Annotated in this window: 18 protein-coding genes; 9 read left to right on the top strand and 9 right to left on the bottom strand. The window is 34.5% G+C overall.

What is annotated here, in order from left to right; translation table 11 throughout:
• Positions 1 to 27 precede the first annotated feature (27 nt).
• From CLV33_RS02875 to aat, 3 genes are all read left to right on the top strand, one after another.
• On the top strand, positions 28 to 897 hold the full coding sequence (locus CLV33_RS02875; RefSeq protein ID WP_105472622.1) for a flavin reductase family protein: 870 nt from the start codon (positions 28 to 30) through the stop codon (positions 895 to 897).
• Between the two features lie 42 nt (positions 898 to 939).
• Positions 940 to 1,317, top strand: coding sequence for a DUF3127 domain-containing protein (locus CLV33_RS02870; protein WP_042244303.1), 378 nt, complete (start codon positions 940 to 942; stop codon positions 1,315 to 1,317).
• A 145-nt stretch (positions 1,318 to 1,462) separates the two neighbouring features.
• Positions 1,463 to 2,092 carry a leucyl/phenylalanyl-tRNA--protein transferase gene (gene aat / locus CLV33_RS02865; RefSeq protein ID WP_105472621.1) on the top strand — a complete coding sequence of 210 codons (630 nt, stop codon included), beginning with the start codon at positions 1,463 to 1,465 and terminating at the stop codon, positions 2,090 to 2,092.
• An 8-nt stretch (positions 2,093 to 2,100) separates the two neighbouring features.
• Here the strand turns inward: aat and CLV33_RS02860 are convergent, their stop codons facing one another.
• The 3 genes from CLV33_RS02860 to CLV33_RS02850 are packed head-to-tail and all read right to left on the bottom strand — an operon-like array spanning position 2,101 to position 3,899.
• Positions 2,101 to 2,781, bottom strand: a complete 681-nt coding sequence (locus CLV33_RS02860) for a DUF2490 domain-containing protein (protein ID WP_105472620.1) — start codon at positions 2,779 to 2,781, stop codon at positions 2,101 to 2,103.
• Positions 2,768 to 3,343, bottom strand: coding sequence for a hypothetical protein (locus CLV33_RS02855; protein WP_105472619.1), 576 nt, complete (start codon positions 3,341 to 3,343; stop codon positions 2,768 to 2,770). The genes CLV33_RS02860 and CLV33_RS02855 overlap by 14 nt, the downstream gene beginning before the upstream one ends.
• Entirely contained in the window at positions 3,333 to 3,899 is a 567-nt protein-coding gene (locus CLV33_RS02850; protein ID WP_105472618.1) for a DNA-3-methyladenine glycosylase I, read from the bottom strand. Before CLV33_RS02850 ends, CLV33_RS02855 begins: the two co-directional genes overlap by 11 nt.
• Positions 3,900 to 4,084: 185 nt before the next feature.
• Between CLV33_RS02850 and CLV33_RS02845 the strand changes: the two genes are divergently transcribed.
• Positions 4,085 to 4,705, top strand: coding sequence for a thioredoxin family protein (locus CLV33_RS02845; RefSeq protein WP_105472617.1), 621 nt, complete (start codon positions 4,085 to 4,087; stop codon positions 4,703 to 4,705).
• 100 nt (positions 4,706 to 4,805) lie between these two features.
• On the top strand, positions 4,806 to 5,426 hold the full coding sequence (locus CLV33_RS02840) for a thioredoxin family protein (protein WP_105472616.1): 621 nt from the start codon (positions 4,806 to 4,808) through the stop codon (positions 5,424 to 5,426).
• On the opposite strand, the gene CLV33_RS02835 is transcribed toward CLV33_RS02840, so the two are convergent.
• Genes CLV33_RS02835 through CLV33_RS02825 form a run of 3 tightly spaced genes read right to left on the bottom strand, consistent with a single transcriptional unit; the run spans position 5,410 to position 7,677 of the window.
• Positions 5,410 to 6,132 (bottom strand): energy transducer TonB, encoded by a 723-nt coding sequence (locus CLV33_RS02835; protein WP_244906373.1) that lies wholly within the window; start codon positions 6,130 to 6,132, stop codon positions 5,410 to 5,412. The two genes, CLV33_RS02840 and CLV33_RS02835, sit on opposite strands and share 17 nt — an antisense overlap.
• A gap of 53 nt (positions 6,133 to 6,185) precedes the next feature.
• The gene (gene truB / locus CLV33_RS02830) at positions 6,186 to 6,878 is read right to left on the bottom strand and encodes a tRNA pseudouridine(55) synthase TruB (protein WP_042244310.1); all 693 of its coding nucleotides are present in this window, start codon (positions 6,876 to 6,878) and stop codon (positions 6,186 to 6,188) included.
• A 1-nt stretch (position 6,879) separates the two neighbouring features.
• Positions 6,880 to 7,677 (bottom strand): undecaprenyl-diphosphate phosphatase, encoded by a 798-nt coding sequence (locus CLV33_RS02825; RefSeq protein ID WP_105472615.1) that lies wholly within the window; start codon positions 7,675 to 7,677, stop codon positions 6,880 to 6,882.
• A 79-nt stretch (positions 7,678 to 7,756) separates the two neighbouring features.
• On the opposite strand from CLV33_RS02825, the gene CLV33_RS02820 reads away from it, so the two are divergent.
• Complete coding sequence (locus CLV33_RS02820; protein ID WP_105472614.1) at positions 7,757 to 8,884, top strand: glycerate kinase; 1,128 nt, start codon at positions 7,757 to 7,759, stop codon at positions 8,882 to 8,884.
• Between the two features lie 151 nt (positions 8,885 to 9,035).
• Here CLV33_RS02820 and CLV33_RS02815 read toward each other — a convergent pair whose 3' ends face one another.
• The 3 genes from CLV33_RS02815 to CLV33_RS02805 all read right to left on the bottom strand — a co-directional run bounded on the left by CLV33_RS02815 (position 9,036) and on the right by CLV33_RS02805 (position 11,363).
• Positions 9,036 to 9,290, bottom strand: coding sequence for a DUF3098 domain-containing protein (locus CLV33_RS02815; protein ID WP_042244313.1), 255 nt, complete (start codon positions 9,288 to 9,290; stop codon positions 9,036 to 9,038).
• Positions 9,291 to 9,472: 182 nt separating this feature from the next.
• A complete protein-coding gene (locus CLV33_RS02810; protein ID WP_042248933.1) occupies positions 9,473 to 10,351 on the bottom strand; it encodes a cell division protein FtsX in 879 nt (292 codons plus the stop codon).
• A gap of 85 nt (positions 10,352 to 10,436) precedes the next feature.
• Entirely contained in the window at positions 10,437 to 11,363 is a 927-nt protein-coding gene (locus CLV33_RS02805; protein WP_052415052.1) for a DMT family transporter, read from the bottom strand.
• A gap of 153 nt (positions 11,364 to 11,516) precedes the next feature.
• Here CLV33_RS02805 and CLV33_RS02800 point away from each other — a divergent pair, with 153 nt between their 5' ends.
• The 3 genes from CLV33_RS02800 to rsmA all read left to right on the top strand — a co-directional run bounded on the left by CLV33_RS02800 (position 11,517) and on the right by rsmA (position 15,858).
• Positions 11,517 to 14,495: a leucine--tRNA ligase gene (locus CLV33_RS02800; protein WP_105472613.1), complete on the top strand. Its 2,979-nt coding sequence runs from the start codon at positions 11,517 to 11,519 to the stop codon at positions 14,493 to 14,495.
• Entirely contained in the window at positions 14,495 to 14,830 is a 336-nt protein-coding gene (locus tag CLV33_RS02795) for a DUF4286 family protein (RefSeq protein ID WP_105472612.1), read from the top strand. The genes CLV33_RS02800 and CLV33_RS02795 overlap by 1 nt, the downstream gene beginning before the upstream one ends.
• A gap of 251 nt (positions 14,831 to 15,081) precedes the next feature.
• On the top strand, positions 15,082 to 15,858 hold the full coding sequence (rsmA, locus tag CLV33_RS02790) for a 16S rRNA (adenine(1518)-N(6)/adenine(1519)-N(6))-dimethyltransferase RsmA (RefSeq protein WP_105472742.1): 777 nt from the start codon (positions 15,082 to 15,084) through the stop codon (positions 15,856 to 15,858).
• Positions 15,859 to 15,896: the final 38 nt, after the last annotated feature.

Genomic DNA, 15,896 nt, shown 5'->3' with positions numbered 1-15,896 from the left:
ACATTTGTTCAAATTGAAAATATTTAAATGGCATCATTTATTCCAAATACATTATCAACCAGTAAATTACATAGTTATTTGCTAAGTGCTGTGGCACCAAGGCCTATAGCGTTTGCAAGTACGATAGATGCAAATGGAAATGCAAATTTATCGCCATTTAGTTTTTTTAATGTGTTTAGTGCAAATCCACCCATACTCATTTTTTCGCCGGCACGAAGAGTTAGAGATAACACAACAAAACATACTTTACATAATGTTGAAGCTACAAAAGAAGTAGTTATTAATGTTGTAAATTACGATTTGGTACACCAAATGTCTTTAGCAAGTACCGAATATCCTGAGGCTGTAAATGAATTTGAAAAAGCAGGGTTGCACATGTTAGAATCTGATATTGTAAAACCCTTTCGTGTAGCCGAATCGCCAGTACAGTTTGAGTGCAAGGTCAACGAAATTATAAAACTAGGAACAGAAGGTGGCGCTGGAAATTTAGTAATTTGTGAAGTAGTTAAGTTGCACATAGATGACGATTTTTTAAATGAAGATAAAACCATAAACCAAAACAAACTAGATTTGGTAGCAAGGGCAGGTGGAAGCTTGTATAGTAGAGCTAATAAAGGTTTTTTTGAAATCCCTAAACCGTTATCTAATTTAGGAATAGGTGTAGATAATTTTCCAGACCATGTAAAAAACAGCATGATCTTAACAGGGAATAATTTGGGAATGTTAGGTAATGTAGAAACCTTACCATCTAAAGACGAGGTAGATGCATTTGTAAATGATCTAGGGGCGCGTTACCCAAAAATAAAAGAAGCTACACACAGGGAAAAACATACATTGGCACGAAAGTATTTAAGTTTTGGCGATGTGCAAAGTGCTTGGAAAATACTTTTGTCGTAATTTTAAAAATTAAGAATAAATAGATAATAAACAATAGATTAAATGGAAGTTCAAGGAAGAATAAAAATGATTGGTGAAACCCAAACTTTTGGGAATAACGGATTTAGAAAAAGAGAAGTGGTAGTAACTACTGAAGAACAATATCCACAGCACATTTTAGTGGAGTTTGTACAAGATAAAACCGATTTACTAAACAACTACCAAGTAGGACAGCAGGTTAAAATAAACATTAATTTACGTGGAAGAGAGTGGGTAAACCCACAAGGTGAAACTAAATATTTTAATTCTGTACAAGGATGGAGAATAGAAGCAGTACAGCAGGAAGCTACAGGCGAAAACATGCCTCCAGTACCACCAGCTGATGCTTTTGAGCCTGCTGGAGATTTAAAGGAAGACGATCATGATGATTTACCATTCTAAACCTATAGAATGTAAACCTTAACTCTGATAAAACTTCAGGGTTTATAAAATAACCTCAATGTTTTTTTTAAACATTGAGGTTTCTTATTTTTATATTAAAAAGTGCTGTTATCTTAAAACTGATTGAGAAAAATTAAATGTATTAGTGGAATTTTTAACTGAAGATTTATGGTTTCCTGATGTTTCTAAGGCATCAGAGGAAGGTATTGTTGCTATTGGTGGCGATTTGTCTGTGGCACGCTTACTTTTAGCGTATCGTTCTGGTATTTTTCCATGGTTTGAAAACGACGAGCCTATTTTGTGGTGGAGCCCAGACCCACGTTTTGTGCTATTTCCCGAGAAACTAAAAGTATCAAAAAGTATGCGGCAAGTACTTCGCAACAAAAACTATACTGTTACGGTAAATAAGGCTTTTGCTAATGTTATTGCATCGTGCGCTATTGCAAAACGTAGCGGGCAACAAGGCACTTGGATTACAGAAAACATGATTGCAGCTTTTACAAAATTGCATAACATGGGGTATGCAAAATCTGTTGAGGTATGGCATAAAGATGAATTAGTTGGCGGGCTTTACGGCGTAGATTTAGGAAACGGCATTTTTACAGGAGAAAGCATGTTTGCCAAAGAGAATAATGCTAGCAAAGTAGGCTTTATTACCTTTATTCAAAACACAAATTATAAATTGATTGATTGCCAAGTCTACACCAACCATCTAGCTAGTTTGGGTGCAGAGGATATTCCTCGTGATACGTTTTTAAAGCTACTAAAAAGCTAGGGTTAACGTTATATTTTTAATACCGCCGTAGTTAATACAAACAAATTATGTTTGGCTTTTAAATTAAAAGCCTCCAAACGATGTTCTAAGCCTGTTTGCAATTTTAAATCTTCTGTAAACTGCCAACCTATTTGAGTTGAAATCCTAATATCGGTTTCAGGGTTATCGGGTTTACTTACACTTAATAAACTTTCAATGGCATTTACTAAATAGGTTTCGCCAATATCTAGTTTTTCACCATTTAAAGGAAAATCTACAGCAAACCTATAACGTTGCCTAAATATGGTTTTAGTATTTAAAATACGTTGTTCGGTTCTAAACCTGTGTCCGTACCGTACGCCTAATTTTTGTTTTGTATAGCTAAACTGTTGGGTAAAACGCGTTTCGTTGCTACCAGTATCAAACCAGTCCCTGTTGCGGTGGTATACTCCAAGACTTAATTTGTGGTTGTAGTTTAAATTTAAAGTAGAGAAGTGATATATATCTACCTGTTGTTGCTTATATTTTGGCTTATGGTCTTCAAACAAAAAATAGCGACTTCGCATTGCGAAATTTACACTGTAAGTTTTAGATACCTTATGGTTTAAAGAAAAAGCGGTTTCTCCTAAGGATACAAAGCCATTTTGTGCAATAAGTTGAAAACAACACAAACAAAACGATATAAAAATTAAGGGTTTAATATAATGCATGATCGTAGGAGGATGAGGTTACTTTTCTAAACGATTCAAATTTACCATCTTTATTAAAGGTAAATTCTCTTAGTTCGCGAGTTTCATCGGTTTTTATTTCAGCTATTATTTCAAAATGTGTGTGTTTGTCGTTTGGATGCTCCACAATATGTTGTATGAATGATTTATCAGATTGGTTGGTATAATTAACGTATTGTTTTTGGATTTTTATAAATCTAGTTTTTTTGTAATGAGCGTTAAAATAGGTATTAATATTGGCATGTGTGTGCCTAGGAATATGCTTTTCTTTAATTACTATTTCTATGTCTTCCAATTTTCCGTTAATATCAAATTCAATGCTATAATACAGTTTTTTTATTCTAAATTTTGCTTCAAAACTTACCTTGTCACCATCGGTTTCACGATAAAACTTTAAGTATTTTACTTTGTATGAAAAGTTGTTAAAATAATTTCGAGCCACTTCTGGAAATTGGGAAATAGGAATACGCTCTTCCTTTTCGTTTTTAGATTGCGAAAACGAAAACGATACACACATTAAAAATAATAGAATGCTATACTTCATGATATCTAAAACAATTCGTTTCGTGGTCGTTTACCATACCAGTAGCTTGCATGTGCGCGTACACAACCGTAGAGCCTACAAATTTAAAACCACGTTTTTTTAAATCTTTACTAATACTATCGCTTAAAGGTGTGTTGGCAGGAGCATTTTTGTAATCTTTAAGTGTATTTTTTATGGGTTTACCATCTACAAAACGCCAAATATACTTGCTAAAACTCCCAAATTCTTTTTGTATTTTTATAAATGCTTGGGCATTGGTAACTGTGGCTTTAATTTTTAATTTATTTCTAACAATACCAGTGTCTTGTAGTAGGCTATCTATCTTGTCTTGATTGTAATTTGCAATTTTTTTATAGTTGAAATTATCAAAGGCTTTTTTAAAGTTTTCGCGTTTTCGTAATATGGTAATCCAGCTTAGGCCAGCTTGAAAGGTTTCTAATATTAAGAATTCAAAAAGGGTATCATCATCATAAATGGGCACGCCCCATTCCTCGTCGTGATATTTTTGGTATAACTCGTCGCCTTCGCACCAACCACATCGGTATTTTGTAGCCATAACTTTTAAAATAAAGTTTAAAGTTAGTCTTTTTAGTCAACTTTTTAGTTGAAAAATTTTATGTTTTTATATTGTTTAGTGCAACAAATGTTACGTTATATTTATGATGTATTACCTTATTTTGCAATGCATTTAGTAAGGATAGTACGCCAATTTAGACAAACCTAAAAACACAAATAAAAAAAATGATACATCCAGTAATAAAAAAGAGTTTAGACAACGCTATGTCTTATGAAGCTTACAGGGATTTAGTGAATAATTTAGCCGAAAACAATGGTACAACAGGTTTACAGCAAGTCGAAAACCTTATTAATTTTACCCAGTTAAACGTGCGCCGAATGAAGCGCTGGGACAAAACATTAAAAATATCTGAAGCAGCAAAAGCTAAGGTGTTAGCTCTTAAGAAACCAGTAACTTGGTTAGTTATTACCGAAAGTTGGTGTGGAGATGCGGCACATGTAGTTCCAGTAATAAACAAATTGGCAGAACTAAATCCTAATATCGATTTAAAGCTTGTACTGCGCGATGAAAATCTAGAACTAATAGATATGTTTTTAACCAATGGCGGTAGAGCTATTGCAAAACTTATTATGATTGATAACGAAATGGGCGAAGTATTAGGTACTTATGGTCCTCGTCCTACCGAAGCAACCGCTATGGTTAACAATTACAAAGCAAAACATGGTATGTTAACCCCAGAGTTTAAAGAGGATTTGCAAGTTTGGTATAATAAAAACAAAGGGCAAAACATTATCGATGATATTACGGCATTAGTAAACCAATTTGAACCAGCACTTTTTTCCTAAATTATGGGTATTTCACTAGTTATTTTCCAAACATGATAAAAGTCAGCGGATTACGAAACATAACACCCTAAATTTGTTTCTTAGTTATAAAGAATTCGACATGAAAACTATTATTGAATCTGGTATTAAAAACAGTATGTCCTACAAGGCGTACCGTGAGCTAGTGAAAGAGCTAGCCCAAAAAAATGCTACTACTGGCCACGAGCAGTCTGCTACATTAATAAACTATACCAAGTTGAATGATAGGCGTATGAGGCGCTGGGATAAAACTTTAAAAGTATCGGCAGCCTCAAAAAAACGACTTTTAGGGTTTGATACAAAAATAACTTGGTTGGTTATTGCAGAAAGTTGGTGTGGAGATGCAGCACATGTTTTACCTGTGTTAAATAAAATAGCAGAGATAAATTCTAATATAAACTTTAGGGTGGTATTACGTGATGAAAATCCACAACTCATGGACGCCTTTTTAACTTTTGGAAATAGAGCTATTCCTAAATTAATTATCATAGACGACGCTACAATAGAGGTTTTGGCAACTTATGGACCTAGACCAAGTGAGGCATCAGGATATGTAAATAGATATAAGGCTATGAATGGCGCACTTACACAAAGCTTTAAGGAGGATTTGCAACATTGGTACAATAATAATAAAGGGCAAAATGTAATTGATGATATTACAGAAATATTAAGCCAGTTACAATCGTCTACCGTTTACCAATAAAATTAAAAGTAATAGCGCCTATTTGGGTTTTTTTTGAAGCGTCGGGGCTAAATTTAGAAGCTTTAGCATATTGTAAAGCATGTTCTATTAAACATTCGTTTGAAGAGGTAGAAGATGTATTTGTGTAAGCATCTATTACGTTACCACTAGAGTTTACTGTAATGTTCACTACTATTTTGCCGCTAGTTTCGCATAGATAAACTGGTATAGGAATATAAATATCATCACGATTTTTTAAAGAGTAACTTACGGTACTTTTAGTATTGGCGCCTTCTCCCATTTGCTTTTTTAACAAATCGTTTACTTTGCTAAAAGACGATAAGTCTTCGCGTTTTAACTTTTCAGGATTAGTATTTTTGTATTTAGATTTATAACGCTCCACAGCATCAGAATTTTCAATATTGCTCGAACGGGGCTCGTAATCTTCTGGTGGAGCTATTGGTTTATAAGCCTCAGCAAAATGTTTATTTTTCTTGGTTTCGTTAAAGGCTTTATTAGTTTCCGCTTTGGTATTATTTTGTTGTTCTAAAGCCTTAATTATTTTAATTTCATCTTCTGTAAGTTCTTTTTCGGGCTCAATTTCGTAGTAGCTTTCTGCAATGCTCTCATTTTGTTTTTTTAAACTAAGATTAAAAACAGAAAGTACCACAGTACCAGTTATAAGTAGTGTTATGAGTAAGGCTTTATGTTGATTTGAGAGGTTCAAAACAGATGTTTTAACAATGTTTTACTATTGAAATATACGTAAAAATACAGATTTTAGTCTTTTAGCGTTTCTATAAATCGATTAACAGATATACTATCTTCAACGTTAAAGTTGCCTATTCTTGTACGCCTTAAAGCAGAAAGATGAGCGCCAGAGTTTAGCGCTTTACCAAAATCGTTTGCTAAAGAACGTATATACGTGCCTTTGCTGCAAACCACTCTAAAGTGAATTTTCAGACTATCGATTTTGGTAATTTCAAATTCCGAAATGTGTACTGTTCGAGGTTGTATCTCAACATTTTCACCAGCTCGAGCAAATTCATATAAACGTTTGCCATCTTTTTTAATTGCCGAAAATACAGGAGGAAATTGCTGAATGTTGCCAATAAACTGTTTTGTGGTTTTATGGATTTCATCTTCAGAAATATGGTCTGTTTGAAATGTTTTATCAATTTCGGTCTCTAAATCAAAAGAAGGTGTTGTACTACCTAAAACAAAAGTGCCGGTATATTCTTTTACTTGCCCTTGAAATGTATCAATCTGTTTGGTCATTTTTCCCGTACAAATCACCAAAAGGCCAGTAGCAAGAGGGTCTAAAGTGCCTGCATGCCCTACCTTTATTTTTTTAATATTGAAAGCTTGCCGTATTTCCCAGCGCAATTTGTTAACTACCTGAAACGATGTCCAGTTTAAAGGCTTATCAATCAGTAATACTTTACCAGATAAGTAATCTTCTTTTGTAGACATATTAGTTGTTGTTTAAGGCAAAACCTATGGCAATAATGCCAACAATTACACAGTAAATAGCAAAATAAGAGAGTTTGCTTTTCTTTACCAGTGCAATCATCCAAGTACAGGCAAAAAGGCCTGCAACAAATGCTGCAATAAAACCAATGGAAAGCGCAGTAAAGTTTTGGCTTTCAGTAGAAATATCACCACTCAATACATCTTTAGCAATTTTACCAAAAATTAAAGGTACCACCATTAAAAACGAAAAACGCGCCGCTTTAGTTTTATCGTTACCCAATAAAACAGAAGTGGAAATTGTAGCGCCAGAACGCGAAATACCAGGAAGCATAGCAATGGCTTGCGAAATACCAATTACAAAAGCATTGCTAAAGGTTACTTTTTTATTGGTGTCTTTGGCTTTATCGGCTAAAAATAATAACAGTGCTGTAATAATTAGCATGCAACCCACTAGTAAAATATTACCACCAAAAAGGGCTTTTAATTGTGCTTCAAAAAACAAACCCACAATTACCGCAGGTAGCATAGATACTACAATTTTAGCTAGAAATTGCATATCGTCATTCCATTCAAACTTAAGTATGCCTTTTATAATTTCTAAAATATCCTTTCTAAATACTACAATGGTACTTAAAGCAGTAGCAAAATGCAGTACCACTGTAAATAGCAAACTTTCTTCAGGAACAGAGTTGTCGCCCAAAATAGCCTTTCCTAATTCTAAATGGCCACTAGAAGATACTGGTAAAAATTCCGTAAGGCCTTGAATAATACCTAAAATAATTGCATCTATGATATCCATGGCGCAAAAATATTAAAATACTAATAGAAATGACTTTAATAGTATTAAACTTTAAACAAAGGAATTGTATTTTAGAAGAATGAAACTAATTATTGCGCCCGATAAGTTTAAAAACTCCTTAACAGGAATAGCGTTTTGCAATGCTGTTGAAAATGGTATTCTCGAAGTAATGCCAGAAGCAAAAATTGTAAAACTACCATTAGCCGATGGTGGCGACGGTACTATTGAAGTTGTTAATTATTATTTGAAAGGAGAACTAATTAACGTTGTAGTTAACGATCCTTTTTTTAGACCTATACATGCCTCTTATCTATATGCTGAAAAAACAAAAACAGCTTGTATTGAAATGGCTGAAGCTTCCGGAGTAAAATTGTTAAAGTCCCAAGAACTTGATTGTAAAAATGCATCTACTTTGGGTACGGGCGAACTTATTTTGCACGCCATTAATAAAGGAGCAAAAACCATTATTTTAGGTGTTGGCGGAAGTGCCACAAACGATTGTGGTATTGGTATGGCAACTGCTTTAGGGTACCGGTTTTTAGACGAAAACAAAAATGAGGTAAAGCCTACGGGAGCTAATTTGTCTAACATTAAAACGATTGATGTATCTCATGTACATCCAAAACTAAATGAAGTAAATTTTAAAATAGCTTGTGATGTTAGCAATCCGCTTTATGGTAAAAACGGTGCAGCTTACGTGTACGCAAAACAAAAAGGCGCTACACTTAACGATATTGAAATGTTAGATAAAGGACTTCAGGATTTTTCTAAGCTCTTAAAGAGTCAATTTGGTATAGATCCACAATTAGTAAAAGGAGCGGGAGCAGCTGGAGGTATGGGGATTGCTTCAAAAGTTTTCCTTAGCGGGGATTTAGAAAAGGGTGTTCAATTAATAAAAAATTTAGCAAAGTTTGATTCAAAACTCAATACTTCAGATTGGGTTATTACAGGAGAAGGCAAATTAGATCATCAAACCATGTGTGGAAAAACCATTGAAGGCGTATTGTCTTCAGCGAGAGCTAAAAATATAAAGGTAGCTGTGTTTTGTGGTGCGATTAAGCTAGATGATAATGCTATTAAAGCTCTAGGGATTTTATATGCTGATAAAGTTGATAATTATGCTAAAAACAAAGCAGATGCAATGCGTAACGGTATAACATATTTAAAAGAAATGGCTAAAAAATTTGCTAAAAAGCAGATGAAATAATAAAATCATCCAAACAAATATCAGCTAATTTTTAGGGGATAGAAAAAGTCAAAACAAAATTAATAAAAGGTATTTTTATAAAGCTGTAAAACGAGGCAAGCTTTTATTTAATAGTGTATTAAACTAGTACAGGGTTAGCAATTTTAAAATACTATTTTTTATCAGGATTCAATAAAATAGCATAAATCTGAATACCAAAACCAATAAGCACAAATGTTGGTGCTAAACGAATACGCCTCCAAGAAAAGATTTCAGGATTAAAAACATTGGGGTCGTCGCTACCACCACCGGCCATCAAAATAAAGCCTATTGCGATACACGCTAAACCAATAAACATGAATTTGTAGTTTTTCTTTCCGAAAACAAATGTTGGTTTTGTGGTTTCTTTACGTTTTTTTTCTCCCATGGCTTAGTAGTATTCATGCAAATTAAGTGAAATATTTAAAATGAAGTGTTAATATGGATTTAAAATTTTCTTTTCCGTTAGGAATTAAAGGGCATGTTTTATCTCAATAATAAGAGGGAACGTAGTGAAAAGTAGTGAAAGTATTTGTGCGATACAGCTGGTAGGTAAGCGCCCAAATTACACTAGTAATACAATTCATCCGTCTTTAAATTCAAGAAACGCTGTGTTGCAAAGTGTGTGCTTATCCAAGTAATTACAATGCCTAGAGTAAAAATTAGCACAAATAGTAAAACCATTAAAATAGGGTTTGCCAATAATTCTAACTCTGGAAATGTTTTGTTAATATAATACAATACAATAGCCATTCCTGCCATAGCTAAAATAGCACCAATAATGCCTAAACGCACACTTTTCCAAACAAATGGGCGACGAATAAATTGTTTTGTTGCGCCTACCATTTGCATGGTTTTTATTGTAAAACGTTTGGAATATACGGCAAGTCGTAAAGAACTATTAATTAGTAAAACCGCAATTAGTGTAAATAATCCGCTAACTACCAGTACCCAAAAACTTATTTTTTTTACATTATCGTTCATGAGGTTTACTAAATCGTTATCATACGTTACTTCTGCAACAAAGGTTTTTTCTAAGGCTTCTGCCGAAATTTTTTCTAAATGCTCTGAGGTTACAAAATCTGCTTTTAAATGTACATCAATAGAATTCTGTAAGGGGTTGTAACCTACAAAATCCATAAAGTCCTCACCACTTTCGGCTTTCATAAATTCTGCCGCTTGCTCTTTAGAAACATATTCGGTAGATTTCACATAATCTGCCATAGCTAAGCTTTTTTCTAGCTGTTTGCGCTCTACTTCTTTTGCTGTATCTTTTAGGTAAATGGTAACTACAACTTGTTCCTTAAAATGGTCTGATACTTTTTTGGCGTTCAAGACCAACATACCCAATAAGCCCAATAAAAATAATACCAAAGCAATACTAACTACTACAGAGATATAGGACGATACCAAACGGCGTTTTTGATGTTTTTCAAACGATGAACTCATAAAGAAACAGGATTAATGCTGTAAAAATACTAAAGTAAAAATAATGTGTGTTTATATAAACTAAAACATATTAAAATTGTTGTTATTAGCTGTTGCTATGCTTAGCTTTTTTCTCCTTTTTACTAATTAAATAAACGCCTATAATCACTAAGAAACAACAAGCAATCTTCACCCAATTAACATCCTTATTGTAAATGTCGTTTTTAAACACAGTAGATAAAATAAGTACAATAATAAAACTTACAGCAGGTTGTACGTAGGTATAACTTCCGGCCACAGCAGGCGATACTTGTCTTAAAGCATAAATATTAAACAAAAACGTACAAAAGGTTGTAAACACAATAACGTAGCTAATTACTAAATATGTGTTAATGTTAAAGGCTTCGTAATTTGTATGGTAGAGCATATCTTTAAGCCCAAAAGGAATTACAAAAACAAGCCCAAATAAAAACACCCAACTTATAATAGTAATAAAATTATAGGTACGCATTAGTGGTTTTACAATAACTTGGTATAAAGAGAAGAATACTACATTAATAATTATAAAAAGATTGCCCAAAAGCGAACTGTTACCTTCTGAAACTTGCCCGTACCACACTAGGCCAATAGCGCCCAAGGCACCAATGCTAAGCCCTAGAATTTTATTTTTGGTTACTTTTTCCTTTAAAAAAATCATACTTAAAATAAAAACTACTGCAGGTGCCGATGTCATTATTATAGAAGTATCTATAGGCGATGTTAGATTAAGCCCATGAAAAAAGGATAACTGGTTTAACGAAGCTCCAAATAAACCACACAGCGCCAATTTAAAAAAGTCTTTTTTTGCAACACGCTCTTTAATAAAGTACTTAATTGCCCAAAAAAGCAATCCTGCACCAATAACGCGAAACATCACTAAAGCATTAGGGTTTACTTTTTCGGGCATAATGCCTTTAGCAATAAAATGATTTGCAGCGTAAATCACATGGGTTGCAAAAAGGGCTAAATGGGCTTTTATAATATTACTTTGCAATGATTAATAATTTGGTTCTAAGCTTTTATATTTAATACAAAATTCAAAAGTAAACCTATTATTTTACAAATATTTAGTAAAGCCATTTTTTGTGGTTTAAGTCTGCATATTTCTATTTAAACCGTAAATTTGCAGCCTGAAAAAATACCGACGATGCATTATAATTTCAACGAAATAGAAGCCAAATGGCAAAAATATTGGGCAGAAAACCAAACCTTTAAAGCCGAAAACAATAGCGAGAAGCCAAAATATTATGTTTTGGATATGTTTCCATACCCAAGTGGAGCGGGTTTACATGTTGGGCATCCGTTAGGGTATATTGCTAGCGATATTTATGCGCGATACAAGCGTCATCAGGGATTTAATGTATTGCACCCACAAGGCTATGATAGTTTTGGGTTGCCTGCAGAACAGTATGCTATTCAAACAGGGCAACACCCCGCTATTACTACTGCTGAAAATATTAAAACCTATCGTCGGCAATTAGATCAAATAGGATTTTCCTTCGATTGGTCTCGTGAAGTGAGAACATCAGATCCAAGTTATTACAAATGGACACAGTGGATTTTTATTCAATTGTTCAATTCGTGGTATAATAACGATAGTGATAAAGCCGAAGCTATTTCAGAATTAGAAAACATATTTGCTTCTGAAGGCAATAAAAAAGTCAATGCAGTTTGCGATGAAAATGTGGAATACTTTACAGCCGAAGATTGGAGTGGCTTTGATGCTAAAAAGAAACAACAAATTTTACTACAATATCGCCTAACATATTTAGCTGAAACTGAAGTAAACTGGTGTCCTGCTTTAGGTACCGTTTTAGCAAATGATGAAATTGTTAATGGTGTTTCAGAACGTGGCGGACATCCCGTGATAAGAAAAAAAATGACCCAATGGAGTATGCGAATTTCTGCCTATGCGGAACGCTTATTACAAGGCTTAGATAAAATAGATTGGACAGATTCTTTGAAGGAAAGCCAGCGTAATTGGATAGGAAAATCGGTTGGGGCATCAGTTTCATTTAACGTCATTTCTAGTGAAACGAAGCAATCTCCTTCTTCGGGGGTTAGGGGGATAGAAGTCTTCACAACCCGTCCCGATACTATCTTCGGTGTAAGTTTTATGACATTAGCTCCAGAGCACGAGCTAGTGTCGCAAATAACAACACCAGAACAAAAAGCTGAGGTTGAAGCTTATATTGAAGCCACGGCTAAACGTAGCGAACGCGATAGAATGGCCGATGTAAAAACCATTACTGGTGCATTTACTGGAGCGTATGCAGAACATCCGTTTACAAAAGCACCTATTCCAATTTGGATTGGCGATTATGTATTAGCAGGCTATGGCACAGGAGCCGTAATGAGTGTGCCATGTGGCGACCAACGCGATTATGATTTTGCGAAACATTTTAATATCCCCATTCCTAATATTTTTGAAGGCGTAGATATTTCAGAAGAGGCGTTTTCAGATAAAGAGAAAACCATTATTGCCAATAGTGATTTCCTAAACGGACTCAACTATAAAAAAGCAACCAAACGTGCTATTTATGAATTAGAGAAAATTGGTCAAGGTAAAGGCAAAACTAATTACCGTTTGCGTGATGCGGTGTTTAGCCGTCAGCGTTATTGGGGCGAACCTTTTCCTGTGTATTATGATGAAAATGGAATGCCACAAATGATAGACGAGAAATTTCTACCATTAGAGTTGCCCGAGGTAGATAAATATTTACCAACAGAAACAGGGGAGCCACCGTTGGGTAATGCAAAAAAATGGTATTGGTTACAATATGGCGATAAAGCAGAAATCGTCTCTAAAGAGGAGTTTGAGAATTCTTCTCCTTCGGGGAGGTTAGGTGGGGCTCTTGAGTTGAACACCATGCCAGGGTGGGCAGGAAGTTCGTGGTATTTTAACCGCTATATGGATGCCAATAACCCCAACGAATTTGCGAGTAAAGAGGCTTTAGCCTATTGGCAGGATGTAGATTTATACATTGGTGGAAGCGAACATGCCACAGGCCATTTATTGTATTCTCGTTTTTGGCAAAAATTCTTGTTTGATAAGGGTTTAGTACCAGTTGATGAATACGCTAAAAAGCTGATTAATCAAGGGATGATTTTGGGGACTAGTGCTTTTGTTTATAGAGTCCAACTAAAAAATAATAAAGGTGTTTATTTTATAAGTTCTGATTTTTTTAAAAAAGTATTTCCACATTCATTTGAAAAACTTAAAAATGAAGAAAACGTTGGCTCAATAAATAGCTTTTTGAGAAAAGAAATTGGAGGTGAAAGGGTTGAAATAGTTAGTATGTCCAGGATACATGTTGATGTTTCTATGGTCAATTCTTCGAACGAATTGGATATACAATCCCTTAGAGAATGGCTTGCAGAATTTGAGAATGCTGAATTTTTATTGGGAGAAGATGATAATTTTAAAGTAGAGCGAGACGTCGAAAAAATGTCCAAATCAAAATACAACGTCGTTAATCCAGACGATATTGTTGCAGATTATGGTGCAGATAGCCTACGTCTCTACGAAATGTTTTTAGGCCCATTAGAGCAATACAAACCTTGGAATACGGCTGGTATTACTGGAGTGCATTCCTTCCTTAAAAAACTTTGGAAATTATATGTAGATGATAATGGGTTAAAAGTTTCTGATGCTAAACCTTCAAAGGACAACTTAAAAACACTACATCAAACGATTAAAAAAGTTCAGTCGGATATTGAGAACTTTTCATTCAATACCTCAGTTTCAACATTTATGATTGCGGTAAATGAGTTCACAAAACAAGGTTGTACTTCAAAAGAAATTTTAGAACCATTATTGGTTTTAATTTCGCCTTATGCACCGCATATTGCAGAGGAATTATGGCGTCTGTTAGGTCATAATACATCAATTTCAACAGCGCCATTCCCAGAATTCGATGAAACCCATTTGGTAGAAAGCACTAAAAACTACCCAATTTCGTTCAACGGAAAAATGCGTTTTACTATGGAATTGCCTTTAGATTTAAGTAAAGACGAAATTGAAAAAGCAGTTTTAGAATACGAAAAAACCAAAGACCAATTACAAGGGCGAACACCTAAAAAGGTAATTGTGGTACCAGGAAAAATTGTAAATATTGTAGGCTAATGTACATTTATAACGTTACGGTAAATATAGACGAGTCCATTCACGACGAGTGGTTAATTTGGATTAAGGAACATATTCCCCAAGTTTTAGGTACTGGTAAATTTGAAAAAGCTACCTTAACCAAAGTTTTGGTTGAGGAAGATATGGGTGGCGTTACCTATTCCATTCAATATAAATCGTACTCGCGAGAAGCGTTAGACGCCTATTATAAAGAAGATGCCGAAAAATTGAGAAACGACGGTATGAAAAAATTTGCCGACAAAATGTTGGCCTTTAGAACCGAATTGCAGATTATTGATGAGTATAGCCCCCTAACCCCCGAAGAGGGAATTTAAATGTCAGGACGGATGAGTGGAATGTGTAAAACTGCAATGATTTTATACTAAGTTTTTGTAAAATTATGTCATGTTTAGAAAGTAAGGTGGCGTTAAAATATTGATAATAATTAGTGAATTAATAGACCCTTCAGGTTAGATACTGAAACAAGTTCAGCAAAGGAAACCTAACAGGTCTTAAAAAACATAAACCTTTGCGCCTTGGTAACCTTGCCTGCCAACAGGCAGGTTTGCTAACAAAAAAACAAAACATGTCTGTAAACCCAAAAAAACATTTAGGTCAGCATTTTTTAAGAGACGAAAATATTGCTGAAAAGATAGCCGATACTCTTACGCTAAACGGCTATAAAAATGTACTAGAGATTGGTCCTGGTATGGGTGTGCTCACCAAATATTTGCTTAAAAAAGATATTACCACTTACGTTATAGAAATCGATTCAGAATCTGTTGAATATCTACAAGCCAATTACCTTAATTTGGCGCCAAGAATTATAGAAAAAGACTTTTTAAAGTACGATTTAAACGAGGTGTTCAAAGGCGAACCGTTAGCCATTATTGGTAACTTTCCATATAACATTTCAACCCAAATTGTATTTAAAACTCTAGACATGCGCGACCAAATTCCGGAGTTTTCAGGGATGTTTCAAAAGGAAGTGGCGCAACGTATTTGCTCTAAAGAAGGGAGTAAAGTGTATGGCATTTTGTCGGTTTTAACCCAAGCATTCTACAATGCAGAATATTTGTTTACCGTGCCACCTTCGGTATTCAATCCGCCTCCAAAAGTAGATTCTGGGGTGTTACGACTCACCAGAAAAGAAAACTATAAGTTGCCCTGTGATGAAACATTATTCTTCAAAATAGTAAAAGCAGCATTTCAACAACGCCGAAAAACATTGCGTAACAGTTTAAAAACATTCGATTTATCTGATAATTTAAAAGCAAATGTTATCTTTGGGCAACGTCCAGAACAATTGCAAGTGCAAGAGTTTATTGAATTAACCCGATTATTGGAAAACGACCGAAAATAGTAAAACGATGTCAGGTCGAATAGTACCGATTAGTGTCG

This window comes from Jejuia pallidilutea (assembly GCF_002973595.1).
Taxonomy (GTDB): Bacteria; Bacteroidota; Bacteroidia; order Flavobacteriales; family Flavobacteriaceae; genus Jejuia; species Jejuia pallidilutea.
This window is presented reverse-complemented; position numbering and strand designations above follow the sequence as displayed.

What these genes read in the sequence shown, in the direction of transcription:
- CLV33_RS02875 (WP_105472622.1), top strand. Translation starts at nt 28, where the DNA reads ATGGCATCATTTATTCCAAATACATTATCAACCAGTAAATTACATAGT.
- CLV33_RS02870 (WP_042244303.1), top strand. Translation starts at nt 940, where the DNA reads ATGGAAGTTCAAGGAAGAATAAAAATGATTGGTGAAACCCAAACTTTT.
- CLV33_RS02860 (WP_105472620.1), bottom strand. Translation starts at nt 2,781, where the DNA reads ATGCATTATATTAAACCCTTAATTTTTATATCGTTTTGTTTGTGTTGT.
- CLV33_RS02855 (WP_105472619.1), bottom strand. Translation starts at nt 3,343, where the DNA reads ATGAAGTATAGCATTCTATTATTTTTAATGTGTGTATCGTTTTCGTTT.
- CLV33_RS02850 (WP_105472618.1), bottom strand. Translation starts at nt 3,899, where the DNA reads ATGGCTACAAAATACCGATGTGGTTGGTGCGAAGGCGACGAGTTATAC.
- CLV33_RS02845 (WP_105472617.1), top strand. Translation starts at nt 4,085, where the DNA reads ATGATACATCCAGTAATAAAAAAGAGTTTAGACAACGCTATGTCTTAT.
- CLV33_RS02840 (WP_105472616.1), top strand. Translation starts at nt 4,806, where the DNA reads ATGAAAACTATTATTGAATCTGGTATTAAAAACAGTATGTCCTACAAG.
- truB (WP_042244310.1), bottom strand. Translation starts at nt 6,878, where the DNA reads ATGTCTACAAAAGAAGATTACTTATCTGGTAAAGTATTACTGATTGAT.
- CLV33_RS02825 (WP_105472615.1), bottom strand. Translation starts at nt 7,677, where the DNA reads ATGGATATCATAGATGCAATTATTTTAGGTATTATTCAAGGCCTTACG.
- CLV33_RS02820 (WP_105472614.1), top strand. Translation starts at nt 7,757, where the DNA reads ATGAAACTAATTATTGCGCCCGATAAGTTTAAAAACTCCTTAACAGGA.
- CLV33_RS02815 (WP_042244313.1), bottom strand. Translation starts at nt 9,290, where the DNA reads ATGGGAGAAAAAAAACGTAAAGAAACCACAAAACCAACATTTGTTTTC.
- CLV33_RS02810 (WP_042248933.1), bottom strand. Translation starts at nt 10,351, where the DNA reads ATGAGTTCATCGTTTGAAAAACATCAAAAACGCCGTTTGGTATCGTCC.
- CLV33_RS02800 (WP_105472613.1), top strand. Translation starts at nt 11,517, where the DNA reads ATGCATTATAATTTCAACGAAATAGAAGCCAAATGGCAAAAATATTGG.
- CLV33_RS02795 (WP_105472612.1), top strand. Translation starts at nt 14,495, where the DNA reads ATGTACATTTATAACGTTACGGTAAATATAGACGAGTCCATTCACGAC.
- rsmA (WP_105472742.1), top strand. Translation starts at nt 15,082, where the DNA reads ATGTCTGTAAACCCAAAAAAACATTTAGGTCAGCATTTTTTAAGAGAC.